The organism is Nocardia niigatensis NBRC 100131, from assembly GCF_000308655.1.
GTDB classification, from domain to species: domain Bacteria; phylum Actinomycetota; class Actinomycetes; order Mycobacteriales; family Mycobacteriaceae; genus Nocardia; species Nocardia niigatensis.
The window spans coordinates 308429-322295 of record NZ_BAGC01000035.1; the positions used below are offsets into that span (position 1 = coordinate 308429).

General features: G+C 70.7%; 15 protein-coding genes. 10 read left to right on the forward strand and 5 right to left on the reverse strand.

Annotated elements, in window-relative coordinates; all coding sequences use genetic code 11:
• Nucleotides 1–42: 42 nt before the first annotated feature.
• Nucleotides 43–1275 (reverse strand): sensor histidine kinase, encoded by a 1233-nt coding sequence (locus ON33_RS10970; protein ID WP_040857946.1) that lies wholly within the window; start codon nucleotides 1273–1275, stop codon nucleotides 43–45.
• Between the two features lie 99 nt (nucleotides 1276–1374).
• Here ON33_RS10970 and ON33_RS10975 point away from each other — a divergent pair, with 99 nt between their 5' ends.
• Nucleotides 1375–2142 carry a TSUP family transporter gene (locus ON33_RS10975; RefSeq protein WP_040857948.1) on the forward strand — a complete coding sequence of 256 codons (768 nt, stop codon included), beginning with the start codon at nucleotides 1375–1377 and terminating at the stop codon, nucleotides 2140–2142.
• A 15-nt stretch (nucleotides 2143–2157) separates the two neighbouring features.
• Here ON33_RS10975 and ON33_RS10980 read toward each other — a convergent pair whose 3' ends face one another.
• Nucleotides 2158–2982, reverse strand: a complete 825-nt coding sequence (locus ON33_RS10980; protein ID WP_245550473.1) for a TetR/AcrR family transcriptional regulator — start codon at nucleotides 2980–2982, stop codon at nucleotides 2158–2160.
• A 187-nt stretch (nucleotides 2983–3169) separates the two neighbouring features.
• Here ON33_RS10980 and ON33_RS10985 point away from each other — a divergent pair, with 187 nt between their 5' ends.
• Nucleotides 3170–4696: a TldD/PmbA family protein gene (locus tag ON33_RS10985; protein WP_373281024.1), complete on the forward strand. Its 1527-nt coding sequence runs from the start codon at nucleotides 3170–3172 to the stop codon at nucleotides 4694–4696.
• A gap of 21 nt (nucleotides 4697–4717) precedes the next feature.
• Nucleotides 4718–6115 carry a TldD/PmbA family protein gene (locus ON33_RS10990; protein WP_040858176.1) on the forward strand — a complete coding sequence of 466 codons (1398 nt, stop codon included), beginning with the start codon at nucleotides 4718–4720 and terminating at the stop codon, nucleotides 6113–6115.
• A 212-nt stretch (nucleotides 6116–6327) separates the two neighbouring features.
• Here ON33_RS10990 and ON33_RS42720 read toward each other — a convergent pair whose 3' ends face one another.
• Nucleotides 6328–6666 carry a MarR family winged helix-turn-helix transcriptional regulator gene (locus ON33_RS42720; RefSeq protein ID WP_218001400.1) on the reverse strand — a complete coding sequence of 113 codons (339 nt, stop codon included), beginning with the start codon at nucleotides 6664–6666 and terminating at the stop codon, nucleotides 6328–6330.
• On the opposite strand from ON33_RS42720, the gene ON33_RS11000 reads away from it, so the two are divergent.
• From ON33_RS11000 to ON33_RS11010, 3 genes are all read left to right on the forward strand, one after another.
• A complete protein-coding gene (locus ON33_RS11000) occupies nucleotides 6655–7848 on the forward strand; it encodes an MFS transporter (protein WP_218001406.1) in 1194 nt (397 codons plus the stop codon). The two genes, ON33_RS42720 and ON33_RS11000, sit on opposite strands and share 12 nt — an antisense overlap.
• 195 nt (nucleotides 7849–8043) lie before the next feature.
• Nucleotides 8044–8640, forward strand: a complete 597-nt coding sequence (locus ON33_RS11005; protein ID WP_040857952.1) for a dihydrofolate reductase family protein — start codon at nucleotides 8044–8046, stop codon at nucleotides 8638–8640.
• A 212-nt stretch (nucleotides 8641–8852) separates the two neighbouring features.
• On the forward strand, nucleotides 8853–9755 hold the full coding sequence (locus ON33_RS11010; RefSeq protein WP_040858182.1) for a S1C family serine protease: 903 nt from the start codon (nucleotides 8853–8855) through the stop codon (nucleotides 9753–9755).
• A 15-nt stretch (nucleotides 9756–9770) separates the two neighbouring features.
• Here the strand turns inward: ON33_RS11010 and ON33_RS11015 are convergent, their stop codons facing one another.
• Complete coding sequence (locus tag ON33_RS11015) at nucleotides 9771–10040, reverse strand: helix-turn-helix domain-containing protein (RefSeq protein WP_040857954.1); 270 nt, start codon at nucleotides 10038–10040, stop codon at nucleotides 9771–9773.
• 77 nt (nucleotides 10041–10117) lie between these two features.
• Between ON33_RS11015 and map the strand changes: the two genes are divergently transcribed.
• From map to ON33_RS11030, 3 genes are all read left to right on the forward strand, one after another.
• On the forward strand, nucleotides 10118–10885 hold the full coding sequence (gene map / locus ON33_RS11020; protein ID WP_040857956.1) for a type I methionyl aminopeptidase: 768 nt from the start codon (nucleotides 10118–10120) through the stop codon (nucleotides 10883–10885).
• Between the two features lie 472 nt (nucleotides 10886–11357).
• Nucleotides 11358–12065, forward strand: a complete 708-nt coding sequence (locus ON33_RS11025; protein ID WP_040857958.1) for a DUF8020 domain-containing protein — start codon at nucleotides 11358–11360, stop codon at nucleotides 12063–12065.
• A gap of 116 nt (nucleotides 12066–12181) precedes the next feature.
• A complete protein-coding gene (locus ON33_RS11030) occupies nucleotides 12182–12844 on the forward strand; it encodes a TetR/AcrR family transcriptional regulator (protein WP_083868832.1) in 663 nt (220 codons plus the stop codon).
• A 125-nt stretch (nucleotides 12845–12969) separates the two neighbouring features.
• Here ON33_RS11030 and ON33_RS11035 read toward each other — a convergent pair whose 3' ends face one another.
• Entirely contained in the window at nucleotides 12970–13230 is a 261-nt protein-coding gene (locus tag ON33_RS11035; RefSeq protein WP_051151887.1) for a DUF8817 family protein, read from the reverse strand.
• 91 nt (nucleotides 13231–13321) lie between these two features.
• Here ON33_RS11035 and ON33_RS11040 point away from each other — a divergent pair, with 91 nt between their 5' ends.
• Nucleotides 13322–13702 (forward strand): PPOX class F420-dependent oxidoreductase, encoded by a 381-nt coding sequence (locus tag ON33_RS11040; RefSeq protein WP_051151888.1) that lies wholly within the window; start codon nucleotides 13322–13324, stop codon nucleotides 13700–13702.
• The last annotated feature ends 165 nt before the right edge of the window (nucleotides 13703–13867 follow it).

Genomic DNA, 13867 nt, shown 5'->3' on the forward strand with positions numbered 1-13867 from the left:
GGCCGATCGCGGAACGCTCTGGTCGTCGCAGGTCGGAGGCGGTCAGTCGGGGGTGTCGCGGTCGAGGGGGATGGTGGCGCGGACGGTCCAGCCGCCGTGCGGGTTTCGGCCCGCGGTGAGGGTGCCGCCCAGGACAGCGATGCGTTCGCGCATGCCGACCAGGCCGAGGCCGCTGCCGGGGATGCGGGCCGGGGACGGGACTGCGGTGAGTGTGGTTGGGGTGCTGGAGGATCCGCAGCCACCGGTGGCGGGGCCCGGATCGAGGGGTGTGCCGCCGGAGTCGGTGATGTCGAGCAGGACGTCGGATTCGCGGCGGGTGACGTGGACCTCGGCGTGCGGGTCGGGGCCGGCGTGGCGCAGGGTGTTGGTGAGCGACTCCTGGACGATGCGGTGGATGCCGAGGCTGACTTCGGTTGTGACGGAATCGAGTTCGCCGCGCAGTTCGAGGGTGACGTCCAGACCGGCGCTGCGCATCATGTCGACGACCTTGGCGATGCCGGCGGTGCCGTGCTGCGGAAGTTGTTCGGGCGCATGCTCGGTGCGCAGTAGTTCGACGGTGCGGCGCAGTTCGCGCAGGGCGTCGCGGCCGGTTCCGGCGATGGTGGACAGCGCCTGCTCGGCGGTGTCGGGATCCTGACGCAGGGCGTAGCGGGCGCCGTCTGCCTGCACGATGATGACGCTGACCGCGTGCGCGACCACATCGTGCAGTTCGCGGGCGATGCGGGTGCGTTCGGCGGCGACGGCGTCGTGGGCGCGGCGTTCGCGGTCATAGTCGGCGACGGCGAGGCGCGCGGCGACCTCGGCATCGTAGGCGTGGCGGGCGCCGACGAATTCGGCCAGCGTCCAGCACAGCGCGTAGTAGAGGGCGGTGAAGGCGATGTCGGTACCCGAGGGTTTGCCGATGGTGGCGGCCGAGATGAGGCTGTCGACCAGCAAGATGCTCAGGTAGATGAGCCCTTGGCGGCGGCCGACATACGCGACCAGGGTGTAGAGCATGATGCCGAGCCCGAGCAGCGCCGGGTGCACCGAGGTGTCGCCGACCGCGCCGTGCACGAGCGAGGCCGCGATGGACAGCAGCACCACCGCGATGGCCGCGGCGCGGGTATGGGTGCGGCGGAACACGATCGGCAGCGGCAGCAGCACACTGAAGACCAGGTAGGTCGGCTTGTACTGACTGTTGCTCAGGGCGAACACATCGATGGTGAGCAGCAGCAGCGCCACCATGGAATCGGTGATCAGCGGTTTGCCGCGCAGCCACAAACTGAACCGGCGCACCCGTCCACCCTACGGTTGCGCTGGAAGTTGCCTCGGGTCGGCGCGCCCCCGCCACTCAACCGTTTGATCTTGCCGCGGGCTTTCTGGTTGGGTCGCCCTGTGAGCCTTGCGGACTGGGCGGTCTTACTGACCGCGGCGACGGCGGCCGGATGGGTCGATGCGGTGGTCGGCGGCGGCGGATTGATCGTGTTGCCCACCCTGTTCGTGGTGCTGCCCGGCCTGGCCCCGCAGACGGCCCTGGGCACCAACAAGATCGCCGCTTTCTCCGGCACCAGCGCCGCCGTCCTCACCTTCGCCCGCCGGGTGCCGATGCGCTGGCGGGTCCTGATCCCGGGCGCGGTCATCGCCGCGATCGCGGCGGCGTGCGGATCCGCGGCGGTGGCGCTGATCGACAAGAAGTACTTCATCCCGATCGTGATGGTGGTGCTCGTGGGCGTGGCGATCTTCGTCACCCTGCACCCCTCGGTGGGCGTCACCATGGCCACCCATCCCCCGACCCGCCGCAAGACGATCCTGGTGGTCGCCCTGGCCGCGGGCCTGATCGGGCTCTACGACGGCCTGCTCGGCCCCGGCACCGGGACGTTCCTGATCATCACCTTCGCCACCCTGCTCGGCACCGAGTTCGTGCGCGCGGCCGCCATGGCGAAGGTGATCAACTGCGGGTCCAACCTGGGCTCGCTGCTGTTCCTGGCGAGCACCGGTCACGTGCTGTGGGCGCTGGGTCTGTCCATGGCGGTGGCGAATGTGGCCGGGTCCGTGGTCGGTTCGCGCATGGCGCTGGCCAAGGGCGCGGGTTTCGTCCGCGTCGTGCTGCTGGTGGTGGTCGTCGCCATGGTGATCCGGCTGGGCTGGCAGCAGTTCGGCTGAGCCGGGTCACCACGGTCAGACGCGTGCGTCCTCGCTGGAGCGGTGACCGCCGGGCAGCGAGCGCGGGGCACCGCCGTCGAAGGCGGAGCGCTGCAAGGATTCCGGGCCCAGCCGGTGCACGGCGGCCATCGGGCGGAAGGCGTCGGAATCCTGGCGTGTTGGCCCCTCGACCGGCAACGCCGTTTGTTCCCCGGGTAATTCGCGCGGGGCGGCGGGCTCGGGCTGGGTCAGCCACGGCGCCAGCACCTTCGAGGTCGTCTCCTGGATCTTGCGTTGCAGCGCTTCGCCGTCCTCCAGGCCGGGCCGCTGGAACAGCACGGTGAGCGCGCCGGACACGGCCCCGACCACCGCGCCGACCAGGGCGGCCGCGCCGACGTCGTCGAGTTCGTCGGGGAAGGCGGCCCGCAACTGGCGCGCGATCTCCTGCTGGGAGGCGAGCTGGGCGTAGGCGGCACGGCCCGATACGGCGGGTACGGTGCGCGAGACCTGTGCGCGCAGTACGGCGATGCGGGCGGCGAGGGTGTCGCCGAGGTGGTCGCCGGGATTGTCACCGGCGGCGCGCAGGGCGCGCAGCAGTACCTCGACGGGGCGTTCCCCGGCCCGGCGGGTGGCGATGGCGCGCACGGCGGCCTGCACCCGTTCGTCCGGCTCGGGGAACAACAGTTCCTCTTTACTGGCGAAGTAGTTGAAGAACGTCCGGGTGCCGACTTCGGCGGCGGCGGCGATATCGGCGACGGTGGTCGCCTCATAACCTCGGCTCTCGAACTGTTCTACGGCGGCTTCGAGCAGGGCTCGGCGGGTGCGTTCCCGTTTGCGATCGCGGAGTGCGGATGGCGGCACGCGGGCAGACAGTACGGCATCCGATCAGCAAAACGTGGCATGTCCAGCTGTCGTGCGCGGCGTTTCAGTATGTGTCGTTGCGCACCTCGCGCATTGTTGCAGCGTATGCATGTTTGCGGGGTGCGAATTTCGGCCGGGGTGCGTCGATTGTTGAACGCCCGGCGTGTCGGCCTCTAGCGTGGTGCGGGTGAGCATCGCAACCACCGTCGTGGACGAGCAGTTCCGCGCACTGCCGCTGTCCGCGCTCGCCGACGCCGCGCTGACCGCGGCCCGTGCGGCCGGCGCCGAATACGCGGACCTGCGCGTGCACCGACTTGTGCAGCAGTCCATCCGATTGCGCGACGGCCGCGTCGAATCGGTGTCCGACAGTACCGATCTCGGGTTCGCGGTGCGCGTGATCGTGGACGGCACCTGGGGTTTCGCCTCGCACGCCGACCTCACCACCACCACTGCCGCCGAGGTGGCGCGCCGCGCGGTGACGGTGGCGCAGACCCTGCGCGCGCTCAATCGCGAACGCGTCGAACTCGCCCCGGAGCCGCGCTACGACGGCGCCGAGTACGTCTCCGCCTACGACGTGGACCCCTTCGAGGTGCCGACGCCGGAGAAAGTGGCGCTGCTGCTGGACTATTCGGATCGCCTGAAGGCCGCCGACGGGGTGGATCACGTGACGGCGTCGGTGCTGCAGGTCAAGGAGCAGACCTTCTACGCCGACAGCTTCGGCTCCCGCATCACCCAGCAGCGGGTCCGGCTGCACCCGCAGTTCGAGGCCATCACCGTGGACCCGTCGGCCGGCGTGTTCGAGACCATGCGCACCCTCGCCGCCCCGGCCGGCCGCGGCTGGGAGTACGTGACCGGCGCGGACGGGACCTGGGACTGGGCGGGCGAACTCGCGCGCATGCCGGAGTGGCTGGCCGAGAAGGTCAAGGCCCCGACCGTGCAGGCCGGACCCACCGATTTGGTCATCGACCCGACCAATCTGTGGCTGACCATTCACGAGTCCATCGGCCACGCCACCGAGTACGACCGGGCCATCGGCTACGAATCCGCCTACGCGGGGACCTCTTTCGCCACCCCCGACCTGCTGGGCACGCTGCGGTACGGCACCCCGATCATGCACGTGACCGGCGACCGCACCCAGGAGCACGGCCTGGCCACGGTCGGCTGGGACGACGAGGGCGTGGCCGGACAGCGGTGGGACCTGGTGCGCGACGGCGTGCTGGTCGGCTACCAGCTCGATCGCGTGTTCGCGCCGCGGCTGGGCCTGGAACGCTCCAACGGCTGCTCCTACGCCGATTCCGCGCATCACGTGCCGATCCAGCGCATGGCCAATGTGTCGCTGCAACCCGATCCCGAGCGCGACACCAGCACCGCCGAGCTCATCTCGCGGGTGGAGAACGGCATCTACATCGTCGGCGACAAGTCGTGGTCGATCGATATGCAGCGCTACAACTTCCAGTTCACCGGCCAGCGTTTCTTCCGCATCCGCAACGGTGAACTGGCCGGGCAGCTGCGTGATGTCGCCTACCAGGCCACCACCACCGACTTCTGGGGTTCCATGGAGGCGGTCGGCGGGCCCTCGACCTGGGTGCTGGGCGGGGCGTTCAATTGCGGCAAGGCGCAACCCGGTCAGGTGGCGGCGGTCTCGCACGGCTGCCCCTCGGTCTTGGTGCGCGGCATCAATATTCTCAATACCCGCGCCGAAGCCGGACAGTAGGAAAGGACCGACACGGTGAGTGTGCTCCCCGCCCCCGAGGTCGTCGACCGCGCGCTGCGGGCCTCCCGCGCGGACGAGGCCATGGTGATCGTCACCGACGCGCACGAGGCGTCGCTGCGCTGGGCCGGAAATTCCATGACCACCAACGGGTCCTCGGTGTCGCGGGACTGGGCGGTCGTCTCGGTGTTCCGGGACGGACCGAATGCGGCCCGCGTCGGCAGCGTGAGTGCCACGAGCGTCGATCCCGCCGACATCGAGTACGTGGTGCGCGCCAGCGAAGAGGCCGCGCGGACCGCCGAACCCGCGCGCGACGCCATGCCACTGCTCGACCCGGACGCCGTCGACGCCGACACCCTCGACGAGCTCCTGGACTGGGACGGCGACCCGGCCACCACCGACATCAGCGTGTTCACCAGGCTGGCAACCGATCTGGCGACCGGCTTCGACGGCACCGACCGCCTCTACGGTTTCGCCCACCACCAGATGCACTCCACCTGGCTGGGCACCTCCACCGGCCTGCGCCGGCGCTGGGTGCAGCCCACCGGTTCGGTGGAGATCAACGGCAAGCGGGGCACGGGCGCGGACCTGGCCAGCGCCTGGGTCGGCACCGGCACCACCGATTTCGCCGACGTGGACACCCCCGGCCTGCTGGCCGAACTCGCGCGACGCCTGGACTGGAGCAAGCGCCGCGTGGAACTGCCCGCGGGCCGCTACGAGACGCTGCTGCCGCCCTCGGCGGTCGCGGATCTGATGATCTACATGGCCTGGACCATGGAGGGCCGCGGCGCGCACGAGGGCCACACCGCGTTCTCGCGGGCGGGCGGCACCCGAATCGGGGAGCGGCTCACCGGGATTCCGCTCACCCTGTCCTCGGATCCGAGCGCGGCGGGTCTGGAGTACCGGCCGTTCGTCGCGACGCCGTCCTCGTCGGAATCGCTGTCGGTGTTCGACAACGGCCTGACCGCGCAGCGCACCGACTGGGTACGCGAGGGCGTGATCGAGTCACTGGTCTATCCGCGCGCCACGGCCGCCGAATTCGACGCGCCCGTCACGGTGCCGGGTGAGAACCTGATCATGACCGGCGGCGGTGACGCCACCCTCGCGGACATGATCGCGCGCACCGAACGCGGCCTGCTGCTGACCTGCCTGTGGTACATCCGCGAGGTCGACCCGGCCACGCTGCTGCTCACCGGCCTCACCCGCGACGGCGTCTACCTGGTCGAGAACGGCGAGGTCACCGCGGCGGTCAACAACTTCCGCTTCAACGAGAGCCCCCTGGACCTGCTGCGCCGGGTCAGCGAGGCGGGCCGCACCGAGATCACGCTGCCGCGCGAGTGGAAGGACTGGTTCACCCGGACGGCCATGCCGGCCTTGCGGATTCCGGACTTCCACATGTCCTCGGTCAGCCAGGCGACCTAGCCCGGCCCCGCCGAACACCTGAATCCCGTTGCCGCCCAACCCGATCCGGGGTCAAGCGGCCACCGTTCGGCTGTGTCGCACCGCGCTCATCGACGACTCCAGCGGCGATCGCATGAGCGTGATCGAGCAGGTTGACGATCGTCTGCGCGTGACCGCCCGGGTCTTCGCACGCAGCCACGTGACAGGTGTGCCGAGACCGCCGGTCGCCGTGCTCACTCCGCGTCGAGCCGTGCGGCGAGTGCGCGCTGGCGTGCGGTGGAGCCGCGCAGGAAGCGGATGACGGTTTCGAGTTCCTCGGTGCTGAAATCCTCGTAGTGCGAGTGGACTTCGCGGGCCCAGTCCTCGAACAGCGGCACCAGTTCGGTGCCGACGGGCTGGTCGCAGAGTTCGATCAGGACGCGGCGCTTGTCGGTGGGGTGCGGGACGCGACGCAGGTAGCCGCGTCGTTCCAGGCGATCGACCAGTCCGGTGGCCGAGGCGGGGGGCCAGGGCAGTGGCTGGTCTCGGCGTACCTGCTCGGCTTCGCGGCCAGCCTCATCGTGGCCGGTCACCTCGGCGACCGGTACGGCCGCAAGCTGCTGTTCCTGTGCGGCACAACCGCATTCGGGCTCGCGAGCCGGGCCTGCGGGCTGGCGCAGTCGCCGGGTCAGCTGATCGGGGCCCGCGCCCTCGAGGGTGTGGCGGCCGCGCTCATCGTGCCGCAGGTGCTCGGCTCCTTCCGCATCCTGTTCGAGGGCAAGGAGCGCGGTGCGGTGTTCGGAATGTACGGCGCCATCGCCGGTTTCGCCTCGGCCGTCGGCCTGCTGCTCGGCGGTGTGCTCACCGACGCCGACCTGTTCGGCTGGGGCTGGCGGGCCATCTTCCTGGTGAACGTGCCGGTGGCGGTGGCGGGCGCGCTGCTGATTCCCGATACCGGCGAGCGCGGCGCGGCGCGCCCGGACCTGCTCGGCACGCTGGTGCTGGCCGGCGGCCTGGTGGCCGTGGTGTATCCGCTGGTCCAGGGCGAGGCCAATGGCTGGCCCGGGTGGGGTTGGCTGTGCCTGGCCGCGGGCGTCGCGGCGCTGGCGGGTCTGGCGCTGGCCGAGTCCCGGCGCCGGGCCACCGCGCCGCTGCTGCCGCTGCCGGTGTTCCGGCGTCCCGCCTTCTCGGTGGGTCTGCTCGTGCAGCTGCTGTTCTCGATCGGCATGCAGGGCTTCTTCCTGATCTTCGCGCTGTGGTTGCAGGCCGGCCAGGGCTACACCCCGCTGCAGGCCGGTGTGCTCACCGTCGCGTTCTCCGCGGGCGGCTTCCTCACCGCGCCCGCCGCCGACGGTCTGGCCGTGAAGTTCGGCCGCTGGGTGCTGCCGGCCGGGGCGCTGCTGATGGCGGGCGGTTTCGGCTGGGTCGGCCGCGCCGCCGAGCACACCGCCGCCCACCACACCGGGGCCTGGCCGCTGGTGCCGGGACTGCTGCTGGCGGGGGCCGGGCTCGGGTTCCTGGTGGTGCCGCTGGCGAATGTGGTGCTGTCCGCGGTGCCCGCCGAGACCGCGAGCGCCGGATCTGGAATCCTTTCCACCGCAGAGCAATTCGGCGGTGCGCTGGGCGTGGCGGTGATCGGCACGGTGTTCTTCCATCACACCTCCGCAGGCCTGGCCGACGGTTTCCACGCCGCCGCACCCTGGATCGTGGGCGCCATGCTCGGGTGCGCGGCATTGTGTGTGCTGCTCCCCCGGCACGCCACCCGCCACGACTGAGCAACGAGACGGCAGCCCGGCCGCGCGCGGATCGGTCCGCGCGCGGCCGGAGGCATGAATCGGTTCGGGTTCCGCGCCACGGTTTCCCGACAAAGTTCTCCGGACATGAACGATGATTTGCCGATACCGGCTCCGACTTCCTCGCGGAGACGGCGATTCCCCGCCGCTTCGTTCCACCGATGAAGGAGTACGGCAATGAGCAAGGTAGTCACCGGCGCGAGCATGTCCCTCGACGGATACATCGCGGGCCCGGGCGAATCCGGCTTCGAGCACCTGTTCGCCTGGTACCAGAGCGGCAGTGTCCCGATCCCCAGCACCCACCCCGAGATCCCCTTCAACCTCGCCCCGGGGGACGCCGCCTACCTGCGAGCCTGGCTCGACGGCGTCGGTGTCTACATCGTCGGCAAGCGACTGTTCACCCTGACCGACGGCTGGGGCGGCGTGCACCCGGCGGACAAGCCCATCGTGGTGGTCACCCACGCCGTGCCCGAGGAATGGGTGGCCGAGCACCCCGAGGCCCCGTTCACCTTCGTCACCGGCGGTGTGAAGGAGGCCGTGGAGGTCGCGCGCGGCATCGCGGGCGAGAAGATGGCCGGCGTCAGCGGCGGCACTGTCGCCCGGCAGTGCCTGCAACAGGGTCTGCTGGACGAGATCTGGGTCGATCTCGTGCCAGTGCTGCTCGGCGGCGGCGTCCCGCTGCTGGGTGAACTGCCGAACGCGCCGGTGCTGCTGGAGGATCCCGAGATCGTCGCCGGCACCCGTGTCACCCACCTGAAGTACCGGCTGCGCTGAGACTCCCCCGGCGCGCAGGCGTGGTTGCGCTGTCGGCGAACCGGTTGTCGCGGCGGTCGTTCCGCGCGCATCCTGGGGTTACGCAACGTAATCATGTAATCGGGATGGTGGTCGTCGTGGACGACGAAGCTGACCCCTCGTCGAGGGACGAGAACGCGGACTCCGCGGCATCGACCCCGCAGCCCGGCTTCGGCACACCCGACGCCGCGGCGCTGGACTCCTATTCGCGCACGGTGACAGCGGTCGCCCTGTCGGTGACACCGCACGTCGCCAGCGTGCAGACCCGCCGCGGCGGAGGCTCGGCGGTGATGTTCACCGACGACGGATTCCTGCTCACCAACGCGCATGTGGTGGGTGAGGCGCGCGAGGGGACCGTGGTGTTCGCCGACGGGCTGGAATCGAAATTCGATGTGGTGGGCGTGGATCCGCTCTCGGACCTGGCGGTGCTGCGCGCCCGCGGCGGCGCGCCCGCCGCGGTCTCACTCGGCGACGCCGACCGCCTGGTGGTGGGTCAGCTGGTGGTCGCCGTCGGCAGTCCGCTCGGGCTGGCCGGGTCGGTGACCGCGGGCGTGGTGAGCGCGCTGGGCCGGTCGGTGCCGGTGGGCACTCGCCGCGCCGCCCGGGTGATCGAGGACGTGATCCAGACCGACGCCGCCCTCAATCCCGGTAATTCCGGTGGGGCGCTGGCGGATTCGGCGGGCCGGGTGGTGGGGATCAATACCGCGGTCGCCGGCATCGGGCTGGGCCTGGCCATCCCGATCAATGTCACCACCCGCCGCATCATCAGCACCCTGCTCACCGAGGGCCGGGTGCGGCGCGCCTATCTGGGCGTGGTCGGGGTGCCCGCGCCGCTGCCGACCGCGGTGGCCACCCGCACCGGGCAGGACGCGGGGCTGCGGATCGTCGAGGTGGTGCGCGGCGGCCCGGCCGAACGGGCCGGACTGCGGCGCGGGGATCTGGTGCTCAGTATCGCGCGCACCGAAATCCGTGACGCGCAAGGGATTCAGCGGCAGTTGTTCGCCGACGCCATCGGCCGGTCACTGCCGGTGACGGTGCTGCGCAACGGCGCGATGGTGGATGTCATCGCGGTGCCGGTGGAGCTGTCGGTCGACTGACCGGACGGTCCGGTGTCAGGACGCCGAGCGCCGGCGGGTATCGCCCGGCTGCCAGATCTCGGCGAGCTCGTCGAGCGGGATGTCCAGGGCGCGGCTCAGCGCCACCACGGTCCCGAACGCGGGGGTGGGCAGCCGGCCCGATTCGATCTTGCGCAGCGTCTCCGGCGAAATGCCCGCGCGCTCGGCCACCTCCAGCAGCTCCCGGCCGCCACGGGCGGCACGCAGGGCGGCGCCCAGACGGCGACCGGCTTCGAGCTGGGCAGGCGTGAGAGGCAGGCGGACCATGCTGCCACCCTACGGTTGGTATTTAAATACCGCAACCCGCTATGGTCGGTATAAAAATACCGAAAGTGGAGGTTGCCATGGTGGAGCTCAAGAGCCCGGCCGAGATCGAACGCATGCGGGTGACCGGGCAGTTCGTGGCCGGGGTGCTGAACGAACTGCGAGAGAAGGCGCGGATCGGGGTGAATCTGCTGGAGCTGGAGGCCGTGGTGCGCGAACGCATCCGCGAGCGCGGCGCGGTGTCCTGCTACTGGGACTACTCGCCCTCGTTCGGGCGCGGCCCGTTCCGCAACACCGTCTGCCTGTCGGTGAACGACGCTGTGCTGCACGGGCTTCCGTTCGATTACACCCTGCGCGACGGCGATGTGCTCAGCATGGATCTGGCGGTGAGCATCGACGGCTGGGTGGCAGACTCCGCGGTCACCACCATCGTCGGCACCCCCGATCCGGAGGACGCGCGCCTGGTCCGCGCCACCGAGCAGGCCCTCGACGCGGCCATCGCGGTGGCCCGGCCCGGCAACGCCATCGGCGACCTGTCCACGGCCATCGCCGAGGTCGCCCGCGCCGGCGGCTACCCGATCAACACCGAGTTCGGCGGCCACGGCCTGGGCCGCACCATGCACGAGGACCCGCACGTCTCCAACAGCGGCCGCGCCGGGCGCGGCTTCCGCCTGCGCCCGGGCCTCACCCTCGCCATCGAGCCCTGGTTCGCGCGCGGTACCGACCGCATCGTCACCGATCCGGACGGCTGGACCCTGCGCTCGGCCGACGGCTCGCGCACCGCCCACTCCGAGCACACCATCGCCATCACCGACACGGGCGCGCAGATCCTCACCCGCGCCGCGTGACAAGACCCGGGTCCGGGCGAGCGGCGCTGCCCGCCCGGACCCCGGAATCGGCTGCGTCAGCATCGGTTCCAGGGCATCGGTGTCGAAGTGGGCGCAGGCCGAGCATCCCCAGATATGTCGCCTCGATCCTCCACTCGCGCAACCTCTCCGGTGGCTGCGGGCGCGAATCTACCGACAGCACAACCAGTTCCGCGCACCTGTGCGACTCGCGGCGCGATCGCGGTAGCGATCCGCGCGCAATGACTGTGCGGCTCGGCGGATACCGGCCGCAATGCCCGCTCATGTGGATCCAGAGCTCCCTTCCGTGCTCGTGCGCAGCGCGCTTGACCGCATCGCTGTGATCCAGCTAACTTCTCGCCGCGAACTAAGCGCCCGCTTAGCCTACATGTGACCGGAGCCACGTCATCCCCGACGGGGATCCGGTCCGTCGAACACCTGGTCCCGCCAGGTGCAGGCTCGTGAAGGACCGCAGATGAGGACAATCGCCGCCACCTCCGCCCTGTTGATCGGCTCCGCCGTCATCGGATGCGCGACGGCAAACGCCGCCCCGGCGACCGCCGGCCAGGCCCCGGTGAACTACGTCGCGAACACCGGCGCCGACGGCGCGACCGTGATCCGCACCGACGCCGGCTCGATGCGCGTCGACAACGGCGTGTTCACCATCGCGGCCGCCGACGGCACCGTCCTCACCGGCGCCGAACTGTCCTTCCGCGTCGACGATTTCGTCTTCCCCATCGCCGCCGAGATCCACGACCGCACCGCCACCCTGACCCCCCGGTTCGACCAGGCACACGCCGTCTACCAGCCGGTCGCTCTCCCCTACGAGGACCAGGCCGGATTCAAGAGCCAGTTCGAGCGCGAGCAGTACGCCTGGAACCGCCTGCGCGACACCGTCGGCATGGGCGCCACCGTCGGCACCTTCGTCGGCGGTATCGGCGGCGCGACGCTGGGCTGCCTGGTCGGCGCGGGCGTCGCGGGCGTGGCCACCGCCCCGATGCTGGCCCTGTTCGGCGCGGGCCCGCTGGCCGGCTGCATCGGCGGCGCGGCCGCGGTCGGCTTCCTGGGCACCCTGGCCGGTCAACTGCTGGTGACCGCCCCGGTGGCGATCGCGGCCGCGGTCCAGTACTTCACCACCATCAACGCCCCCTTCACCCCGCCCGCGCCCAAGCCCGCGAGCTGACCCGAGCCCGCGCCGGGTCCGGTCGTCATCCCGGGCCCGGTGCTTCCCCACCGGCCGGGCGTCCCTCGCGCCCGGCCGGTGAACGGGTGAAACATTCTCTGGGAGATACTCATTCGATGGGCAACGACGACACCGCCGCAGACGGCACTCGCGGCACCAGCGACACCGCCGCGGTGGCGCATCTGGAGCTCACCCAGCGCCGCTTCCCCGAGGGCCAGCGCCGGATCTTCCTGGCCGCCATCGACGCCTTCGCAGAGCGCGGCTTCCACGCCACCACCACCCGCGATATCGCCGCCCGCGCCGGTCTCAGCCCGGCCGGGCTGTATGTGCACTTCGGCTCCAAAGAGGAAGTGCTCTACCGCATCTCGCTGTCGTCGATGCGCCTGACGCACCAGGTCGCGGCGGCCGCGGCCGCCGGCCCGGGCAGTGCCGCCGACCACCTGAGCGCCGTGGTTCGCGACCTCACGGTCTGGCATGCCGAGCATGCCGCCTCGGTGCGCGTGGTCCTGCACCACATGACCGACCTCACCCCCGAGCACCGCTCCGAGGTCATCGACATCCAGGTCGCCATCCACCGCCTGGTCCGCGATCTCGTCGCCCAGGGCCGCGCCGACGGCGTCTTCGACGTCTCCGACACCAATGCCGCCACGCTGGCGCTGATGTCGCTGTGTGTGGACACCGCGCGCTGGTACTACCAGGACTACCGCCGCTCGCCCGAGGAGATCGGCGCCGACTACGCCGTGCTGGCGTTGCGGATGGTCGGAGTCGATCCCGCCTAGCGCGCCGCGCCTCGTGGTCAGGCCGTTCATCACGAGATCGACCGCGCCGCCACGTTCACCGAGCTTGTCGCGGATTTCGCGGCGCCGCGGGCGCGCTCACCCCCGCCCAGGCGACGACAGGCAGGTCAATTCTCTCCGGAATCGCGTGCCGCACCGGCGATTTCGGCGATCATGGCCAGGGCGCGCGCCTTGTCCTCGGCCGGGGCGGCATCCCCGAACCGGCGCAGGCCGGTTTCCAGCACCCGCACGGCGGTCCCGTCGTCGTTCTTCAGATCGCGGAAGATGCGGGCATTATCGATCACCCGGGCCAGGCCCTCGAGTCCCTTCGCACCGCCGTATTCGGGGTCGGGCTCATCGCGCTGGATATAGATGACGGCATTGCCCACCGGCGGTCCACGCTACGGAATCGGCGGGGCTACGCGCCTATGGCGCGGCCCGCGATCCGCCTCGCCCGCCGGTTCCGGATAGGCTGCGAACGTGGACAACCCGTTCGGCCCCGTGGGCACCGCGAACTACGTCAATCTCGTCACCTACAAGAAGGACGGCACGCCGGTCGGAACTCCGGTATGGGCCGCGCTCGACAATGACCGCCTCTATGTCTGGACCGTCACTGACAGCTGGAAGGTCAAGCGCGTCCGCCGCAATCCCGCCGTCACACTGCAGCCGTGCGATCTGCGCGGCAAGACCCACGGTGAGATCGTGAAGGGCAGCGCGACCGTGCTCGACGCGGCCGGCAGTGAGCGGGTGCGTGACCTCATCAAGCGGCGCTACGGCATTCAGGGCTGGCTGGCTATCACCTTCAGCAAGCTGCGCCGCGGCAGCGAGGGCACAATCGGCATCGAAATCGTTCCGGCATAACGAAATTCACGCGCCGCACGCCGCCGGACCGCGAAGAGCGCTCCGGCGGCCATGTTTTCTCATGACCCCCTCAGGGACGAGAGCAGGAAAGACGGAGGTGCCGGGGTTGTCCGCCCCTGTCCTGCGCGTCGCCCGGCCCGCCGCGACCGGTCGTACACCGGTCGA

Bases quoted from the DNA above. Each gene is read 5' to 3' on its own strand.
- ON33_RS11005 (WP_040857952.1), top strand. From the start codon at position 8,044: ATGAGCAAGGTAGTCACCGGCGCGAGCATGTCCCTCGACGGATACATC.
- ON33_RS11015 (WP_040857954.1), bottom strand. From the start codon at position 10,040: ATGGTCCGCCTGCCTCTCACGCCTGCCCAGCTCGAAGCCGGTCGCCGT.
- map (WP_040857956.1), top strand. From the start codon at position 10,118: ATGGTGGAGCTCAAGAGCCCGGCCGAGATCGAACGCATGCGGGTGACC.
- ON33_RS11025 (WP_040857958.1), top strand. From the start codon at position 11,358: ATGAGGACAATCGCCGCCACCTCCGCCCTGTTGATCGGCTCCGCCGTC.
- ON33_RS11030 (WP_083868832.1), top strand. From the start codon at position 12,182: ATGGGCAACGACGACACCGCCGCAGACGGCACTCGCGGCACCAGCGAC.